The sequence below is a fragment of the Marinobacter sp. G5_S1_61_S3 genome (genome assembly GCF_054968585.1).
Genome location: NZ_JBQKUK010000005.1, coordinates 69,054 through 85,658 on the forward strand (window position 1 = coordinate 69,054; position 16,605 = coordinate 85,658).

The window sequence follows — 16,605 nt, forward strand, 5'->3', positions numbered from 1 at the left end:
CAAACAACACTCTTTCTCAACCGGATTAATGACCGTTCTATGACACAGACCTTCTGGCTGACGGCCGCTGTATTAATCGTACTTGCCCTGGCGTTTGTGGTGGCGCCGTTGTTCCTGCACCGTTCCGGCCGGCGCGCGGAAATGGATCTGCGCAACCAGAACCTGTTGGCATATCGCAGCCGAATGGCGGAACTGGATCGCGAGTTTGAAGCCGGCGCGCTGGACGAGGAAAGCTATCAACAGCTCCGGGAAGAGCTGGCCGGCAGTATGCTTGATGATGTCCCGGATGCTGAGCGTGGTGTTATTGCTTCACCGGATCGGGCCAGGGGCGGGAAAAGCGCCATCGTCATTGCGATTGCCAGCCTCGCGGTTATTCCCGCCGCTGCGGTATACCTGTACGGACAGTGGGGCGCCATGGACGACGTCGAGCAGTTCCGCGCCATGCAGGAAATGATGGCAGCCGACAGCGATCGCCTGGGCCAGATGCAGGAACTGACGGCCCAGCTTCGCGAGCGGTTGGAGGACAATCCGGAGAACACCGAGGGCTGGGCCATGCTGGGGCGTAGCTATATGCGCATCGAGCAGTATGAGGATGCGGCGTGGGCCTTTGAACGGCTGGCAGAGAGTATTGAGGACGATGAGAGCGGTAAAGCTGTCGCCTGGGGATTGTCAGCCCAGGCCGCATTTTTCCTGAGTGAGGGTGACCTCAACCCAGAGGTGTCGAACGCCATTGAAAAAGCCAGGTCGCTGAATCCCGACGAGGTCAATTCCCTCGGCCTGCTCGGCATCCATGCCTTCAGCCAGCAGAACTTTGAGGAGGCGATCCGGTACTGGGAGCGCATTGTGTCGGTGGCGCCCAATCATCCCCAGATTGCGTCCATCCGCCAGGGCATTGAACAGGCCTATCAGCGCCTGGGTCGGGAGATGCCGCAGGAGCAGCCGTCAGAGGTATCCGGGGCCGGCGTAACCGTCCAGGTGGAAATAGACGAAGCATTCCAGGGCGAGATTCCTGACGATACCACCCTGTTTGTTCTGGCGCGTCGCGCGAATGTTCAGGGCGGGCCACCTCTGGCTGTGGCACGGCTGAGTGCGGGCCAGTTACCGATGGAGATCCGATTGGACGACCGCTTCAATATGTCCGCGAATGCAAAGCTGTCGGAGGCGGGTGAAGTGCGCCTGCAAGCGCGCCTGTCGCGCTCTGGCAACGCCAGGCCCCAGGCGGGTGACTGGCAGGGCGAGGTGGATCAGCCGGTGCCAGTGGGTGAAGGCGAAAACGAGCCTGTCACCCTGGTAATTGACACCCAACTGGTGCAGTAATCTGTCACCGGCTGGTGCTCAGGCCCTGCGGGTAGAGCGGCGGCAGCTGATCCCCGGGAGCTGACTCACTGGCGGTTCCGCGCACGCGGATCAGCGCTGCCACAAGCCGTTCTCCCTGCCAGGGCTCCGACGTAGCCGATTCACCGGGTGTCCCGAATAATCGCTGCTGAAGCTGTTCGATCTCGGCGGCCAGTTCCGTGTCGTCCAGAAACCGGTTCACATCCGTTACGCTTTGGAAAGTGCGTTCCGGATGCCTTTGAGACATCCAGCGTACAAGCAGGTCGGTCGTTTTGGGCGATCCCGCCTGCGCTGCCTCGCACAAATCCCGGAATAGCACCTTTTCCCGGTTGTCTCCCTGACTCGCCACGACCTTGCCAGCACTGGTGCGACGCCTGCTGTACCACCAGGCCGCCAGTGTGATCAGCCAACCCACCAGAGCGGCCAGTGTGGCCAACGGCCAGAAGCCAGCGCCGGATTCCCCGTCAGTCTCACCTGATACCGGGTCATTGTTGGTCCTGGTGTCCGTTTCCGATGCGTCTTCCGGATTACTGGGCACCGAGTCGATCTGGCCGGGTATCCCCTCAACGACCAGAGTATGCGCTGGAATAACCGCTACTTTTTCGCTGTCGCTTTCAGTATCCCACCAGGGGATCCGGATCTCGGGCAAGGTTAATTTTCCAGGCTGCACTGGCACCAGTGCCGTGGTCTGGGTCAGTGTCGAAGTCAACCCTTCTGTGCCGGGTGTGGTCGTGCGCTCGGGCTTTTCCGGGTAAGCCCGTATGCTATCGGGCGTCTGTTCCGGGAACGGAGGCAGCGATTCGGCAGGCAGGCCCTCCGTCCTCATGGTGAGGCTTCTGGTAAGGTTCTGACCCGCTGTCAGGTTCTGGTTTCGTGGCAGTCCGGACTGGGTCAGCTCCAGCGTGCGGGCGGGCAACCAGGTGTCTCCGCTGAATTCCGCTGGCACACCCTTGACGGTGATATCAAACAGGTTGGCGCTGTCGCGGAGAAACTTCAATTGGCCCTGTTCATTCCGGGCCTGGCCCTCAAAGCGGATGGGCTGCAGACTGAGTTGTCCTTCTCTTTGGGGAAACAATGCGTAACGGCGCTCAACCACACGATAGCGAACACCGTCCCGGTAGCGGGTGTACTCGTTCTGCTTGCCCAGCGATTCGACAATGGCATTCGGGTGCTCCGGTTCGGAGAGCTCGCCGCGAATGAGGTTGCCGGTGAAAAACAGCTTGATGGTGAGCACCAGCTGTTCCTGAACGTACACTTCGTCCTTGTCTGCGGCCAGCTCGATGAAGCTGTCTCTTTGGGCCTCGGTCTCCTGATCGGGTGGGGTGCCGCTGATAACCTCAATGGTGACGGGGGTTGAACGGGAATCTCGGAAGCTCAGGGGCGGAATGGTCAATTCACCGGTCTTTTTGGGCGCGAGCTGGTACGTCCATGTGATCTCGCCCACCATCTCATTGTTGACGGTGCGAATGGAGTATTGCTGGTTGCGGGCGAGAATTTCGAAGTCGTCTTCTACCTTTTCGATGTCCGGTTTTGGCAGACTCGACAAGTCGAAATCGAACAGGTTTCCCAAATTGATATCGATTTTGGTGCTGCCCTTGACGCTCAGGGTAAGCACTTCGCCCTCGTAGAGACGGGTTCTGTCGGGTTCGACGGTCAGATCGTTGGCTGCCATGGCCGGTCCTGCCATGGTGACAAGCAGCAGTATCAGAATAAACGGACCGGTCAGCCGGCTTACCATGGTGTATCGCCCTCGTCAGATGGTGTTTCTCGTTCCTGGTATTGTTGCAGGAATTTGCGCCTCAACAGTCCGCCCGGATTATCGGGCACGCGCCGGAGCCATTGTTCCTGTCCCTGGGTCAGCGGGGAAGTATCAAGCTCCGCCGGTGCCCTGGATGTTTGTCCGTCGCTCTCTGAAGCGTCGGCATCACGCTGGCGTTGTTGAGCGCTCTCCTCCTGCTTTTCCTGTTGGTCGCTTTGGCCGTTCTGTTGGCTATCCTCTGGCTCGTTCTTTTGCTGTCCATTGTGTTGATTATCCGGCTGGTTCTGCCCGGCCTGATCTGACGGGTCGCCGTCCTGGTTCTGAGTATCCGACCCATTCTGTGAGTTCTGCTGGTTACCCTGCTGCTGTTGATTGCCGTCCTGATCTGACGATTCACTGCCGTCCCCGCTGGATTGGTTCTGTTGCTGCTCCAGCAGCTGTTTCACCAGGTCACGGTTGAACAAGGCGTCTTCATGTCCAGGTTGCTTCGCCAGCACATTCTCGTAGGCCTCGAGGGCTTCTTCCAGCTTGCCGGCACGGGCCAGGGCGTTGCCGCGGTTGTAGCTTGCCCTGGGTGTGTCTTCGCTGGCGAACGCGCCCGCTGCGGACTCATAGTCACCTGAGCGATAGAGTGCGCTACCACGCCACTGGGGATTGTCGAGAATCCTGGCTGCCTGTTCCGGGTCCTCTTCGATCAGCGCGGGCGCACGCTGATCCTCCCGGGACCAAAGGGCGTCCCAGTCCATGGCCATTGCGGGACGTGGGGTGAGGGGCAAAAGTGTTAGCAGTATCGCCACCATGGCACCGCGACGCCAGCCGAGCAATGCCAGTGGCGCGGCCAGCCACAATAGCCAGTAGCCATCATCCTGCCAGCGGTTGACCGTCAGGTCGCGCTCGCTGTCTTGCCAGTTGTCCGAGTCAATGGGGCGCAGCTCCAGGCTGCGGATGTCCTCGTCCGTAATGGTCAGGCTATGGCTGTCTCCACCATTGCTTTTCGCCAGTTCCGCCATGCCTGCGGGGTCCGCACGGGTAATCACGATGTCGCCGCCATCACGAATGAATCCTTGGCGTGCCAGCGGTATTGGACCACCCTCTGAAGTACCAACGGTCAGGGTGCTGAGCGCGAACCGACTGCCCGTCAGGGTATCGCTGATGCGAGGAAGGTAACGCTCGTCCACATTGTCTGCAATCAGTAACAGGCGCCCCGTCCCCGGGGCGCCCTGTTCCAGCAGGTCAAGGCCACGTTGTATGCCGAGATCGGTTCGGTTTCCTGCAGCTGGCATGATCACCGGTTCGAGAACCTCCAGCATGCCCTCGATGGTATTGCTGTCATCCGTCAGCGGTGTGACCGCATGAGCGTCCGCGGCATAGACCACCAGGGCGGTCAGGCTTCCCTCCCGTGCTTTCAGAATATCGCGAATCTTGCGCTTGGCCACGGTCAGGCGGTCGGGCGTTACATCGGTAGAAAGCATTGACAGCGACAGGTCCAGCACGATAACGAGGCTGTCATTCTGTTGTTGCAGTGGCGTGGGCGCCTTGCGCCACGACGGGCCGGCGAGGGCAACGGCAAGCACCACGAGGGCGGCAACGACCGGCAATACGGGCGAGCGTTTTTGACCGCCCGCTGCGCCAGACTGACTGATCAGTGGGCGCAGCAGTTGCGGCGGTATCACGCGGCTCCAGCCACTGTCGCTCTGGCGGACGCGTTTGAATACCAGCGGCAGGACAAGGGCGACAAGAAGTAACAGCAGCCACAGTGGTCGCAGGAAGTGAAAATCAGCCATGGCTCCCTCCCCGTGCGTTGTTTCTGCTCTCAAGCCGGTTGCTGGCCACTCTGGCGCCCTGGAGTAGCAGCCAGATCAGGACGGCAATCCCGGCGGGCCAGACGTACAGTTCAGTCACCGGTCGATAGTGCTTGCCTTCCAGTTCGATGGGTTCGAGCTGGTTGATGCTTTCGTAGATCAGTTCCAGCTCGGGCAGACTGCGGGCCCGGAAGTACTCACCGCCGGTCTGCTGGGCAATTCGCGTCAGCAAACCTTCATCGAGGTCGCGGGATGGGTTGACCCGGCGCGAGCCGAGCAGCCCACGCTGAACCATGGTTTCGGCACCAATCCCGATGGTGTAGATGCGTACGCCAGCGGCTTTTGCAATCTCCGCCGCCTTGTCCGGCGCGATCTCACCAGCGGTGTTGGCGCCATCGGTCAGCAGGATCACCACGCGTTGTTCCTGGGGGCGATCACGAAGGCGTTTGACCGCCAGACCAAGGGCGTCGCCGATGGCCGTGGCCCGCCCGGCCATGCCGATACCGGCTTCATGCAGCAGCGTGCGAACGGTGGCGAGGTCAAAGGTCAGCGGCGCCTGGATATAGGGTTCCGTACCGAACAACAGCAGCCCCAGGCGGTCACCTTCACGGCGCTGGATAAAGTCATCCAGCACGCGCTTCACCGCCTGTAGTCGGTTTATGCTGCGGCCCTGGATGACCATGTCCTGTTCGTCCATTGACGGGGAAATATCCACTGCCAGAAGCAGGTCACGACCGCTGACCGGCAACTGTACCTGTTCGCCGACGTGTTGGGGGCGCGCCAGGGCCACGACCAGCAGCAGCCAGATCAGCAACAGTGCCAGTTGCTGCCAAAGGGGGGCGTGGCTGCCGCTACGGCTGACACCCGGCAGGTCCGACAACCAATGCCCGACCGGAAAAACAGGTGCCTCCACAGCCTGAGCACTGCGTTTGCGTAAACGGATTATCAGGGGCACCAGAGCCAGTAACAGGGCCCATGGAAACGCAAGGCTCAGCATTTTTGGCCTCCCAGCCAGACACGGGCGAACGCGACAGCATCACTGGTATGGCACTCGGGGGTTGGTTGCCAACTGCTGTTCACCATGGCTTCCACCACCGGGCGTGAGGCAATGCGATCCTTCGGGCTGGTTTCCAGAAGAAAGCGAACCCAGGGTTCGCCGGACAGGGATTCCGGGAGGCGTTCAGGGTAGCGGATACGCGCGGCTTGTTTCAGTAGAGCGTTCAGCGCGCCGAACCATTGGCTGTTGGGTGTTGCGGCCTGCTCCAGTCGGTTCAATTCTGTAATGGCGGTTTTCAGCCAGCGGTTTTTGCGCCGTTTTCGTCGGATCAGCACAAACGCCAGAATGCCCAGGGCAATTGCGATAGCTATCAGCAACCACCAGCCGGGCGCCGGTGGCCAGAAGCCTCCGGATTGTGGCAGGTGAATGTCTCTGAGCTGGCTCAGTGGGTCCTGTTGCATCATGGGGTCTTTGCGGTTCCTGTCATCCGATGTGCCCCCGGGGGCCAAGCAGTGCCTGCAACGCCAACGCTGGCTGATCGCCGGTCATGACGCTGGCGGGCTGTACACCCGCCGTTCGAAAGCACTCCTCAAGGGCCTCTGTATGCTGGCGAACCTTGTCTGCATAGGCCCTCTGGAAGCGGGGGTTGCTGCTATCGAACCACACCGGTCCGTCCTCGCCGGCAATGGCGAAACGACCGCTTTCAGGTAACTTCAGCTCCAATGGGTCAACAACTCTCAGTGCGCTGACCGTGTTGTGACGTGCCAGTGAACCGAGTAGCCGCGACGTTTCTGAGGTAATGGTCAGGAAGTCACTGATGACGAAAATGCGGCTACCGGTGTGGGCCACACGGCGAGCTTCCCGCAGGGCGGTATCCAGGGTGGCGTTTTCCACGCCGGCGGCCGCAACGGCGCTTGAGTCGCGCGTGCTTCTTTGCTGCCTTGCCACGGTGTCGAGGAACTGCAGTACCGATTTCTTGCGCCGCGCCGGGCGCTGTACGGTGAGTTCGTTGCCGTTGAAAACGATTCCTCCCACCTGATCGCCAGACCAAAGGGCAAGCCAGGCCAGGATACCGGCAATCTGGGCGCCGCGGACCTGTTTGTAGGCACCGGTGCTGGCGAAAAACAGTGAAGGCCCGAGGTCGCAAAGCAGGAGCACGGGGCGCTCGCGCTCTTCCTCGTAGAGCTTTGTGTGCGGCGACTGCCGTCGGGCGGTCACCCGCCAGTCGATGCTGCGGATATCGTCCCCGGGCTGATACTGGCGCACTTCAGCAAAGGCCATGCCCCGCCCGCGCCGGGGAGAGCGTTGCAGGCCGGCCTGCCGGGATCTTACCGGGCGCGCAGCAGGCAACTTCAATGCGCGGGCATCTGCCTGCAGGCGAATGAGACCGGAAAGGGGAATATGAGTCGCTGGCTCTTCGGGCGTCATGGTCACGGTGTCAGGCTGTTACCGGAACGCGGTCTATCAGGCGCTGGATAATAGCATCTGCAGTCAGGCCTTCGGCTTCGGCTTCGAAGGTCAGCAAAATACGATGGCGAAGAACGTCGAAGGCAATGTTCCTCACATCGTCCGGGCTGACGTAGTCCCGTCCTTCCAGCCACGCCATGGCTCTGGCGCAGCGGTCCAGCGCGATGGTGCCTCGTGGGCTGGCTCCGAAGGCAGTCCAGCGGGCCAGTTCCGGGTCGAGTGACGCCGGGTCACGGGTGGCCAGCACCAAAGCCAGCAGGTATTGCTCGACGGGCTCTGACATATAGATGTCGGAAACCGCATGCCGGGCTTCGAAAACCTGGTCGGCCGTCAGGCGGACTTCAGCGGCCACCTGCCCACGGCGGTAGTCGTTGCGCGCCAGGTGAAGAATCTCTTTTTCGGCCACGGCGGACGGATAGTCAATCACTACATGCATCAGGAACCGGTCGAGCTGGGCTTCAGGCAGGGGGTAGGTGCCTTCCTGTTCGATGGGGTTCTGGGTGGCCATTACCATGAACAGGCGATCCAGCGGGAAGGTGCGCATGCCGACACTGACCTGGCGTTCGCCCATGGCTTCGAGTAACGCTGACTGTACCTTGGCCGGAGCCCGGTTAATTTCATCAGCCAGCACCAGGTTATGGAAGATCGGGCCATGCTGGAACTCGAATTGCCCGGTTTCGGCTCGGTAGATCTCACTGCCGGTGACGTCGGATGGCAGCAGGTCCGGGGTGAACTGGATACGGTGAAAGTCGCCTTCGAGGTGGTCGGCGAGGGCCTTGATGGCGGTGGTTTTTGCCAGGCCGGGAGCGCCCTCAACCAGCAGGTGGCCATCGGCCAACAGGGCAATCAGCAAACGGTCCACCAGTTTTTCCTGGCCAATAATCCTTTTTGCTAACTGAGACCTGAGCTCTCCAAACGTATGCTGTAATGCCATGGGGGGTGTCCACTCCTACTGCAGAGACGGTTCGCGTAAGTAGATGCCGCAGTTTTCGCATCTGTGGGGCAAAAATCAAGGCTTTGACTATGCTTATGTGACGGTACACCGATTACGTTTATTTCACACTCACAGAGGTCGACTATGAATGCGCTGACGATCGCCAGCAAGGAACAGTTTTTCCAACAGCTGGACGAAGCTTTCGCTGAAAAAATAGCGAAAACCGAAGCGAAAAAGATCAGTGAATTCGCGAAGCAGCATTATGCTCACATTCCTCTTGAAGAACTTATAAGTCGACGATTTTCCGATACCTATGGGGCTATCCTCGCGGCCTGGCAATTTCTTCAGAAACGGTCCGCCGAGGAAACCCCTGTGTCCGTGTTCAATCCGGACCTCGAAAGTGATGGCTGGCAGTCAACGCATACTGTCATTTTTATTCTTCATCCGAACATGCCGTTTCTAATCGATTCCCTGCGAATTGCCATCAACCAGCGGGAAATCGGTACCCACTCGATTCAGCACTCCATACTTCAGGTGGAGCGGGACACTCAGGGCAAACTGAAAAAACTGCATCCTCCGAAAAAGAAGTCCGCCAATGCCAGCTACGAGGCGTTCATTGTGCTGGAGATTGACCGGCATAGCAGCCCGGAAGACCTGAGATCGCTTGAAGAGGTGCTGCAAACCATTCTTCATGAAGTCCGAATAGCGGTCAGTGACTTCCCGATTGTGACTGAAAAAGTCAATGAAATCAGCCGGGAGCTGGATAATACCACGGCCGGTATCGACGAGGAGGAAAAGGAAGAGGCGAAGGCCTTCCTGACGTGGCTGGTCAAGGACCACTTCACCTTCCTTGGCTACGACGAATACGATTTCGCCAAGGACAAGAGCGGGTTGGTGGTCCGCCGTGTGGAGAATTCCGAACTGGGCATCCTGCGGGTGAACAACGAGCGCCCGGATCGCGTTCGGCTCAATGAATTGCCACAGCGCACCCGGCATGAAATGACCCGCACCGATGATATCTTCATTTTCGCGAAGTCGGCCCAGCGTTCACGGGTTCACCGTCCGGCCTATCCGGACTACATCGCCGTCAAGAAGTTCAACAGCAAGGGCGAGGTGGTCGGCGAGCGCCGTTTCCTGGGGTTGTATACCTCACGGGTCTACAACGAGCGCCCGGATGAAATTCCCCTGCTGCGCCGCAAGTTCCAGACGGTCATGCGGCGGTCGGGGTTCCTGCGTGATGACTACGCGGGCAAGGAACTGGATCAGATCCTCACGGTGTATCCCCGGGACGAACTGTTCCAGATAGAGCCGGGCGAGCTGCTGTCCGTCGCCAAGAGCATTCTCTATATTCAGGAACGTCGTCGTATCGAGCTGTTCATGCGGGAAGACGTGTATGGCCAGTTCGTGACCTGCCTGGCGTTCTTCCCCCGGGATATCTACAACACCGAGTTGCGCCTGAAGGTCGAACAGGAGTTGCTGGAGACCCTGGGTGCCGAAGACATCGAATTTGTGACCCACTTTTCCGAATCGGTTCTGGCGCGGGTGCAGTTCACGATACGGGTGCCCCAGGTGGAAAACCGGCAGCTTCCGATTTCCGAGATTCGTGACAAGGTGATCGGGCTGGCACAGTCCTGGCGTGATGGCCTGCTGGAAGCGCTGACCGAGGCCTATGGCGAAGAGCAGGGTAACGAGATGTTCCGTGTGTACTCTGGCGGTTTCCCTGCCAGTTACAAAGACATGTTCTCGCCCCGGCGTGCTGCCATTGATCTTGAGCATATCTCCGGCGCAGCTGAGGAAAAGCATCTCACCATGAGCTTCTATCGGGCTCTGGAAGAGGATGAGAGTACGCTTCACTTTAAGCTTTTCTACCCGGATGAGCCGCTACCGCTGTCCGATGTGATGCCCATATTCGACAATCTGGGTTTCCGGGTGATCGGCGAGCACCCCTTTGAAGTCAGTGACCGGAAAGGCAAGACCGTATGGATACACGACTTCACCCTGCAGGCGCACAGTGGGAAAGTGGTGGATATCCATCGTATCCGGCCTATTTTCGAGGATCTGTTCCGTCGCGTGTGGTACGGCGATGCCGAGAATGACGCCTTCAACAGGCTGCTGCTGTCCTCCTACATGAGCTGGCGGGAGATCGCCTTGCTGCGGACCTTCGCCCGTTACATGCGTCAGATCCGCTTTTCCAACAGCCAGACCTTTATCTCCAACACCCTGGTCAACCATGTGGACCTGACGCGGTTGTTGCTGGAATTCTTTGAGGTGCGCTTCAATCCGGAGCGTTACCAGAGCGAGGGCAAAAGTGCGGCTGCGCAACAGAAGCTTGAGATCGAGTTCAACGCCGGGCTGGATGAGGTAGAGAACCTGAGTGAAGACCGGGTCCTGCGCCTGTTCCTGGAACTGATGCAGGCTACCCTGCGTACCAACTATTACCAGCCCGACGGCGAAGGTAAGACAAAGCCCTATATCAGTGTGAAATTCGACCCCTCCCGCATTCCGGATATGCCGCTGCCCATGCCCATGTTCGAGATTTTCGTCTACTCACCGCGGGTTGAGGGCGTGCATCTGCGTGGTGGCAAGGTGGCCCGAGGGGGCTTGCGCTGGTCCGACCGTTTCGAGGACTATCGCACCGAGATTCTCGGGCTGGTGAAAGCCCAGCAGGTCAAGAACGCGGTGATCGTGCCAGTCGGTGCCAAGGGCGGTTTCGTGGCTAAACGCCTTCCGGACATGTCGGATCGCGAGGCCTTCCAGGCCGAGGGTATCGAGGCCTATAAAACGTTCATCCGTGGCCTGCTGGACATTACCGACAACCTGGTGGACGCCGGTATCCAGCCGCCAGCGTCGGTGATTCGTCACGATGAGGATGACCATTACCTGGTTGTGGCTGCGGACAAGGGGACTGCAACCTTCTCGGACATCGCCAATGGTCTGGCGGCAGAGTATGGCTTCTGGATGGGGGATGCTTTTGCCTCCGGTGGCAGCAACGGTTATGACCACAAGAAAATGGGCATAACCGCCCGTGGTGCCTGGGTGTCCGTGGAACGCCATTTCCGCGAGCTGGGCATCAACCCGGCCCTGGATGAGTTCACCGCCATCGGTATCGGTGATATGGCGGGAGACGTGTTCGGCAACGGCCTGCTTTCATCGGAAAAGACAAAGTTGGTCGCCGCCTTCAACCATGTGCATATTTTTATCGATCCGGCGCCGGACGCGGCGAAAAGCTACAAAGAGCGTAAGCGTTTGTTCGAGCTACCACGCTCGTCCTGGACTGATTACGACACCAGCCTGATTTCCAAAGGTGGTGGCATCTTTAATCGCAGCGCCAAATCCATTCCAGTCAGCCCGGAAATGAAGAAACTACTGGGGATTAAATCCGACCGGGTGCCGCCCAACATGTTGATTACCCACATTCTGAAGGCCCAGGCTGACCTGCTTTGGGTGGGTGGCATTGGAACCTACGTCAAGGGTCAGGGCGAGTCCCACGGGGACGTTGGGGACAAGGCCAACGATGCGGTTCGTATCAACGGTTCTGAGCTGCGCTGCAAGATTGTGGGCGAAGGTGGGAACCTGGGCCTGACGCAGTTCGGGCGTATCGAGTTCGCGCTACGCGGCGGCCGGCTCAATACCGACTTCATCGACAACTCCGGCGGTGTGGATTGCTCCGACCACGAAGTGAACATGAAGATCCTCCTGAACCAGGCGGTTGCGATGGGGGATCTAACGGATAAACAGCGCAACATCATGCTGGAGGAAATGACGGATGATGTGGCCGCCCTGGTGCTCAAGAACAATTATCGGCAGACCCAGGCCATCAGTATTGCCAGTGTGGGGGCCATTACCCGGCTCGAAGAATACCGCCGGCTGATGAACACCATGGAAAGCGAGGGCAAGCTGAATCGCAGTCTGGAATTCCTGCCTGACGACGAAACCCTGTCCGAGCGTAAGCTGGACAAGAAAGGGTTAACCCGTCCGGAACTGTCCGTGCTGATTTCCTACGTCAAGGGGGATCTGAAGCAGACCCTGATCGACAGCAGTTTGCCGGATGAGCCCCTGTTGGCTGGGGAAATGTACAAGGTGTTTCCTCAGGACCTGACCCGCAAGTTCTCCAAAGAGCTGGGTGAGCACCAATTGCGCCGTGAGATCATTGCGACGCAGATTGCCAACGACATGGTCAACCACATGGGGATCACCTTCGTGGAGCGGTTGAAGCAGTCAACCGGGGCCGACGCGGCGTCGATTGCGTTGGCCTGGATCATCGCTCGTGATGTCTTCCGGCTGGACACTTGGTGGGACAAGGTGGAATACCTGGATTACTTTATCCCGGCCAAGGTTCAGATGGATCTGATGGGTGACCTGATGCGACTGATTCGCCGAGCTGTTCGCTGGCTGCTGCGCAACCGCCGGGCAGAACTTGGTATTCAGAGCCATATGGAGCGTTTCGCCGACAGCGTCTGGAAGATCACGGCCGACCTGCCGGATTATCTCGGCGAACAGGCTTGTGCTGATTGGAAAAAACGCCATAACGAACTGGTCGAGTTTGGCTTGCCGGAAGATCTGGCCTCTGTGGCGGCAGGTACCAGCTACCTCTATTCGTCTCTCGGCATCATCGAGGCCCGCGAGGCAACGGGCATGCCTCTGAAAACCGTCGCCAACCTCTATTACGATCTCGGCGACAAGCTGGACCTGAACTGGTTTGCCAACGCCATTGCTGCCCTGGTGCCCGCGTCTCACTGGCAGGCCCTTGCGAGGGAGAGTTTCCGTGAGGACCTGGATTGGCAACAGAGGGCGTTGACCACGGGTGTACTCAGGCTGGCTGCCAAGCCTGGGGATGTCAGCGGTGCTGTTGATAACTGGATGGCGCGGCACAGCACCATGATAAGCCGCTGGAAGTCCATGCTGACGGAACTCAAAGGGGTGCGTGAACCGGAATATGCGATGTTTTCCGTGGCGTTGCGAGAGCTACTGGATCTGGCTCAGAGCACCATGCACGAACATCACGACTCCGACCTGACTCAGACCAGTTGATGATTGATTTATGTCGCGGATTGCCGTTCAATTCTGGGCAATGTTGATCATTAGGAGGAGGTTTGATGGGGCAGCTTGATCATTTGCTGGACAATAACAAGGCCTGGGCCGATGGCATCAAGAGCCAGGACCCCCAGTTTTTTGACCGCCTGTCCAACCAGCAGGCACCAGAGTACCTCTGGATTGGCTGCGCGGACAGTCGGGTACCGGCCAATCAGATTGTTGACCTGATGCCTGGTGAGCTGTTTGTGCACCGAAACGTGGCCAATGTGGTGGTACACACAGACTTCAATTGCCTATCGGTACTTCAGTTCGCCGTTGACGTGCTTAAGGTCAAGCATGTCCTCGTCGTTGGTCATTATGGCTGCGGGGGAGTTAAGGCGGCCCTGAACAATGAGGGCTTTGGCGTGATTTCGAACTGGTTGCGGCATGTTCAGGACGTTCGAGACAAACACCAGGGCATTCTTGATGGCCTGGCGACCGATCAGGACCGCGTGGACCGCCTGTGCGAGTTGAACGTGGTGGAGCAGGTTGGCCATGTCTGTCAAAACAACATTGTGCAGGAGGCCTGGCGTCGTGGGCAGGCGTTGACCGTGCACGGATTCGTCTACGACGTGGCCGACGGCATCCTTCGGGATATGGGGCTGTCCATTAGCTCCGAGGCCGATCACGAGGCAGTCAAACAAAACAGCATTGATGAACTGGTGTTGAGGCCGGTCCGTGCGGGTCGCCATAAAAATTGACGCAAAAAATGTCAAATTGTGTCAATTATTCGTGACAGGCGTCACTTTCTGACCCGGCACGTCATCACAGTTAACCTCCTGAAGGATTGTTACACTGAATTCGTAACATATCAGGAGGTTAACCATGCGAGAGATCGTTCAAAAAGCGCTCAGTGCCATGAGTCAGCGCAAAACGACGCAGTCCACCCAGGCTCGTCGCCGCACCAGTGAAACGACGCCGCAGCCGGAATCAGTGGAAGATTGGGGTATGTCGCCAGAAGACGCTTTGCGAGCCAACACGGTTGCCCGCTACAAGTAGGAGGCCGGAGTTGTAATCTGCCGGTTTCTGACCGCCCGGGCCAAGACTCAGGGCTCAATTCCGGTTAGAGTATCCCGCCTGATACGAACGCCGGGATACGCTGATCAATGTCTGCACTGCCTAATTCCCACGAAGTCCTGCTCAAGAACCAGAATCTGTTGCGTGGTCGCCTGGCCATTATTGGCATGGTCGATCCCGCGTTGCTTCCCCGGTTGCCGGACCGGGGACTGACGATTTCCGAACACTTTGGCAATTACCAACAACTGCTGGCCGTCAGTGGCTGGACGGCGGCTTTTGGCTATGATGCGCCGGAGTTGTCATCGGGCATGGCCGATACCCTGGTGGTGTTCCTCCCCAAGGCCCGAGTTGAGTTGTCGGTAAGGCTTGAGTTGGCACTTTGGCTGGCGGCCGAAGGTGCTCGACTGGTCTTGGTGGGCGAAAAGAAAGAAGGTATTGCAGGCGCTGTGAAGCAGCTGAAGGAGTTTGCACCGCAAGCATCGAAGGCAGACAGTGCCCGCCACTGCCAGGTCTGGCAAGCCGATAGCCTGCCCAGGCGCCCAGTGTTTGACCTTCAACGTTGGCTTCAGTGGCATCCGGTTGAGTGCGAGGGAGTTGGCTTCAGGATGGCCGGCTTGCCGGGTATATTCAGTGACGGTGAGCTGGATGATGGTACCGCCATGCTGTTGCAAACCCTTGCTGACTCACCGCTGGAAAAAGGACCCGTGCTGGATTTTGCCTGCGGCGCAGGTGTTATCGGCACCTGGTTGCAGTTGCACCAACGAGCCACGGAGCAGGGCGTTTTTCCGGTCGACGGCGTAGACGTGCAGTTCCAGGCCGTTGCCTGTGCTCGTGCGACCTACCGGGAGGCGGGCGTGGATGGCTTGATTCACGCCTCCGACGGGTTGTCCGGCGTCGACGGCCGCTACGCTGCAGTTGTCACTAATCCGCCATTCCATACCGGTATCCGTACCGATACATCCATGACTGAGCGGTTCCTGCAGGGTGTGGCAAAGCACCTGGAGCCCGGCGGTGAGTTGCGCCTGGTGGCGAACACGTTTCTTCCCTATGAAGCACTGATCCGTCGTCACGTCGGGCCGGTCAAGACGATCGCCGGCGACCGACGCTTCACGGTGTGGAGCGCCCGCCGTCACTGAATTGTCGTCTGGCTGTCATACGGTCGTCATTGCCATCGGACAAGGTATGAATAATCCTTGAGCAGGCCGGTGGGGGAAGCCGATGCATCAGTACCGGAGCGTTTTCATTTCCGATGTTCACCTGGGATCCGCCGATTGTCAGGCGGACTACCTTCTGGATTTTCTCGACAACGTCAGCTGCGAGACCCTGTACCTGGTCGGGGATATCGTTGATCTGATCGCTATGCAACGGCGGGTGCACTTCCCGGAAAGCCATCAGGCGGTTGTGAGGCGGTTTATGGCTATTGCCGCTGCCGGCACGCGGGTGGTTTATGTGCCTGGCAATCACGATGAATTTCTGCGGCACTTCTGCGGCCAGACGTTGGCAGGTATCGAGTTGAAGCAAAAAGCCATTCACACGACGGCGGACGGTCGCCGGTTCGTGGTCTGCCATGGCGACCAGTTTGATCAGGTGGTGCGCTGCAGCCCCTTGATGCTGCTGGTAGGCGATAGGGCTCATGGCCTTCTGCTGCGCCTGAACCGCTGGTTCAATGCCTGGCGGCGCTTACGCCGCAAGCCATACTGGTCCCTGGCGGCCTGGGTCAAAAGCCGTATCGGCAAGGCGCGGTCATTCATTCGACGCTTCGAACTGGCTGCTCTGACGGCGGCAGAACGCGGACACTATGACGGTTTTATCTGTGGTCACATCCACTCAGCAGGCTTTCTGCGCAGCCAGGAAGGACTCTACTGCAACGACGGTGACTGGGTAGAGCACTGCACGGCGCTGGTGGAGCGGCACGATGGTAAGCTGGATATCCTGCACTGGTCCGAACAGCCGGGCATCCTTGCTTCGGAGCCTGCACAGCCCGCCCCTGAGTTCAGCGGCGGCCAACGCCCCGTCATCGACGTTCTGTCGCCTGCGTTTATCGAAAGCATCAATGCGACGCCAAAATAGCGGTTTTTTTCGGGCATAAAAAAGCCCCTGGGGTGAGGGGCAAGAAGGTTTGCTACCACAACAAACGGAGCAACCTGAAATCGTTCTTTCAGAGTAGGGTTAATTTCTAGAGTAATCAGCCTAGAATGTCCGCAGTTTTCTGAATGACGAT

General features: G+C 58.8%; 12 protein-coding genes. 6 read left to right on the forward strand and 6 right to left on the reverse strand.

Features of this window, described 5'->3' with window-relative positions:
• The first annotated feature begins 39 nt into the window (after nt 1–39).
• On the forward strand, nt 40–1,317 hold the full coding sequence (gene ccmI, locus ACTRWH_RS06015) for a c-type cytochrome biogenesis protein CcmI (protein ID WP_085680046.1): 1,278 nt from the start codon (nt 40–42) through the stop codon (nt 1,315–1,317).
• Between the two features lie 4 nt (nt 1,318–1,321).
• Here the strand turns inward: ccmI and ACTRWH_RS06020 are convergent, their stop codons facing one another.
• From ACTRWH_RS06020 to ACTRWH_RS06045, 6 genes are read right to left on the reverse strand one after another with little or no spacing between them, the layout of a single operon-like run.
• Nucleotides 1,322–3,073 carry a BatD family protein gene (locus tag ACTRWH_RS06020; protein WP_085680048.1) on the reverse strand — a complete coding sequence of 584 codons (1,752 nt, stop codon included), beginning with the start codon at nt 3,071–3,073 and terminating at the stop codon, nt 1,322–1,324.
• Nucleotides 3,067–4,878 (reverse strand): vWA domain-containing protein, encoded by a 1,812-nt coding sequence (locus ACTRWH_RS06025; RefSeq protein ID WP_136633966.1) that lies wholly within the window; start codon nt 4,876–4,878, stop codon nt 3,067–3,069. The genes ACTRWH_RS06020 and ACTRWH_RS06025 overlap by 7 nt, the downstream gene beginning before the upstream one ends.
• Nucleotides 4,871–5,893 (reverse strand): vWA domain-containing protein, encoded by a 1,023-nt coding sequence (locus ACTRWH_RS06030; RefSeq protein ID WP_085680052.1) that lies wholly within the window; start codon nt 5,891–5,893, stop codon nt 4,871–4,873. Before ACTRWH_RS06030 ends, ACTRWH_RS06025 begins: the two co-directional genes overlap by 8 nt.
• Nucleotides 5,887–6,357: a DUF4381 domain-containing protein gene (locus ACTRWH_RS06035; protein WP_075194755.1), complete on the reverse strand. Its 471-nt coding sequence runs from the start codon at nt 6,355–6,357 to the stop codon at nt 5,887–5,889. Before ACTRWH_RS06035 ends, ACTRWH_RS06030 begins: the two co-directional genes overlap by 7 nt.
• Nucleotides 6,358–6,376: 19 nt before the next feature.
• Complete coding sequence (locus ACTRWH_RS06040) at nt 6,377–7,321, reverse strand: DUF58 domain-containing protein (protein ID WP_041333713.1); 945 nt, start codon at nt 7,319–7,321, stop codon at nt 6,377–6,379.
• A gap of 10 nt (nt 7,322–7,331) precedes the next feature.
• Nucleotides 7,332–8,294 carry an AAA family ATPase gene (locus tag ACTRWH_RS06045; protein WP_036204929.1) on the reverse strand — a complete coding sequence of 321 codons (963 nt, stop codon included), beginning with the start codon at nt 8,292–8,294 and terminating at the stop codon, nt 7,332–7,334.
• Between the two features lie 144 nt (nt 8,295–8,438).
• Here ACTRWH_RS06045 and ACTRWH_RS06050 point away from each other — a divergent pair, with 144 nt between their 5' ends.
• From ACTRWH_RS06050 to ACTRWH_RS06070, 5 genes are all read left to right on the forward strand, one after another.
• A complete protein-coding gene (locus ACTRWH_RS06050) occupies nt 8,439–13,325 on the forward strand; it encodes an NAD-glutamate dehydrogenase domain-containing protein (RefSeq protein ID WP_462826083.1) in 4,887 nt (1,628 codons plus the stop codon).
• Between the two features lie 65 nt (nt 13,326–13,390).
• Nucleotides 13,391–14,068: a carbonate dehydratase gene (gene can / locus ACTRWH_RS06055; RefSeq protein WP_036204933.1), complete on the forward strand. Its 678-nt coding sequence runs from the start codon at nt 13,391–13,393 to the stop codon at nt 14,066–14,068.
• A gap of 124 nt (nt 14,069–14,192) precedes the next feature.
• Entirely contained in the window at nt 14,193–14,366 is a 174-nt protein-coding gene (locus ACTRWH_RS06060) for a hypothetical protein (protein WP_164732115.1), read from the forward strand.
• Between the two features lie 107 nt (nt 14,367–14,473).
• Nucleotides 14,474–15,520, forward strand: coding sequence for a class I SAM-dependent methyltransferase (locus ACTRWH_RS06065; protein WP_036204936.1), 1,047 nt, complete (start codon nt 14,474–14,476; stop codon nt 15,518–15,520).
• Nucleotides 15,521–15,602: 82 nt separating this feature from the next.
• Nucleotides 15,603–16,454 carry a UDP-2,3-diacylglucosamine diphosphatase gene (locus ACTRWH_RS06070; RefSeq protein WP_041333720.1) on the forward strand — a complete coding sequence of 284 codons (852 nt, stop codon included), beginning with the start codon at nt 15,603–15,605 and terminating at the stop codon, nt 16,452–16,454.
• Nucleotides 16,455–16,605: the final 151 nt, after the last annotated feature.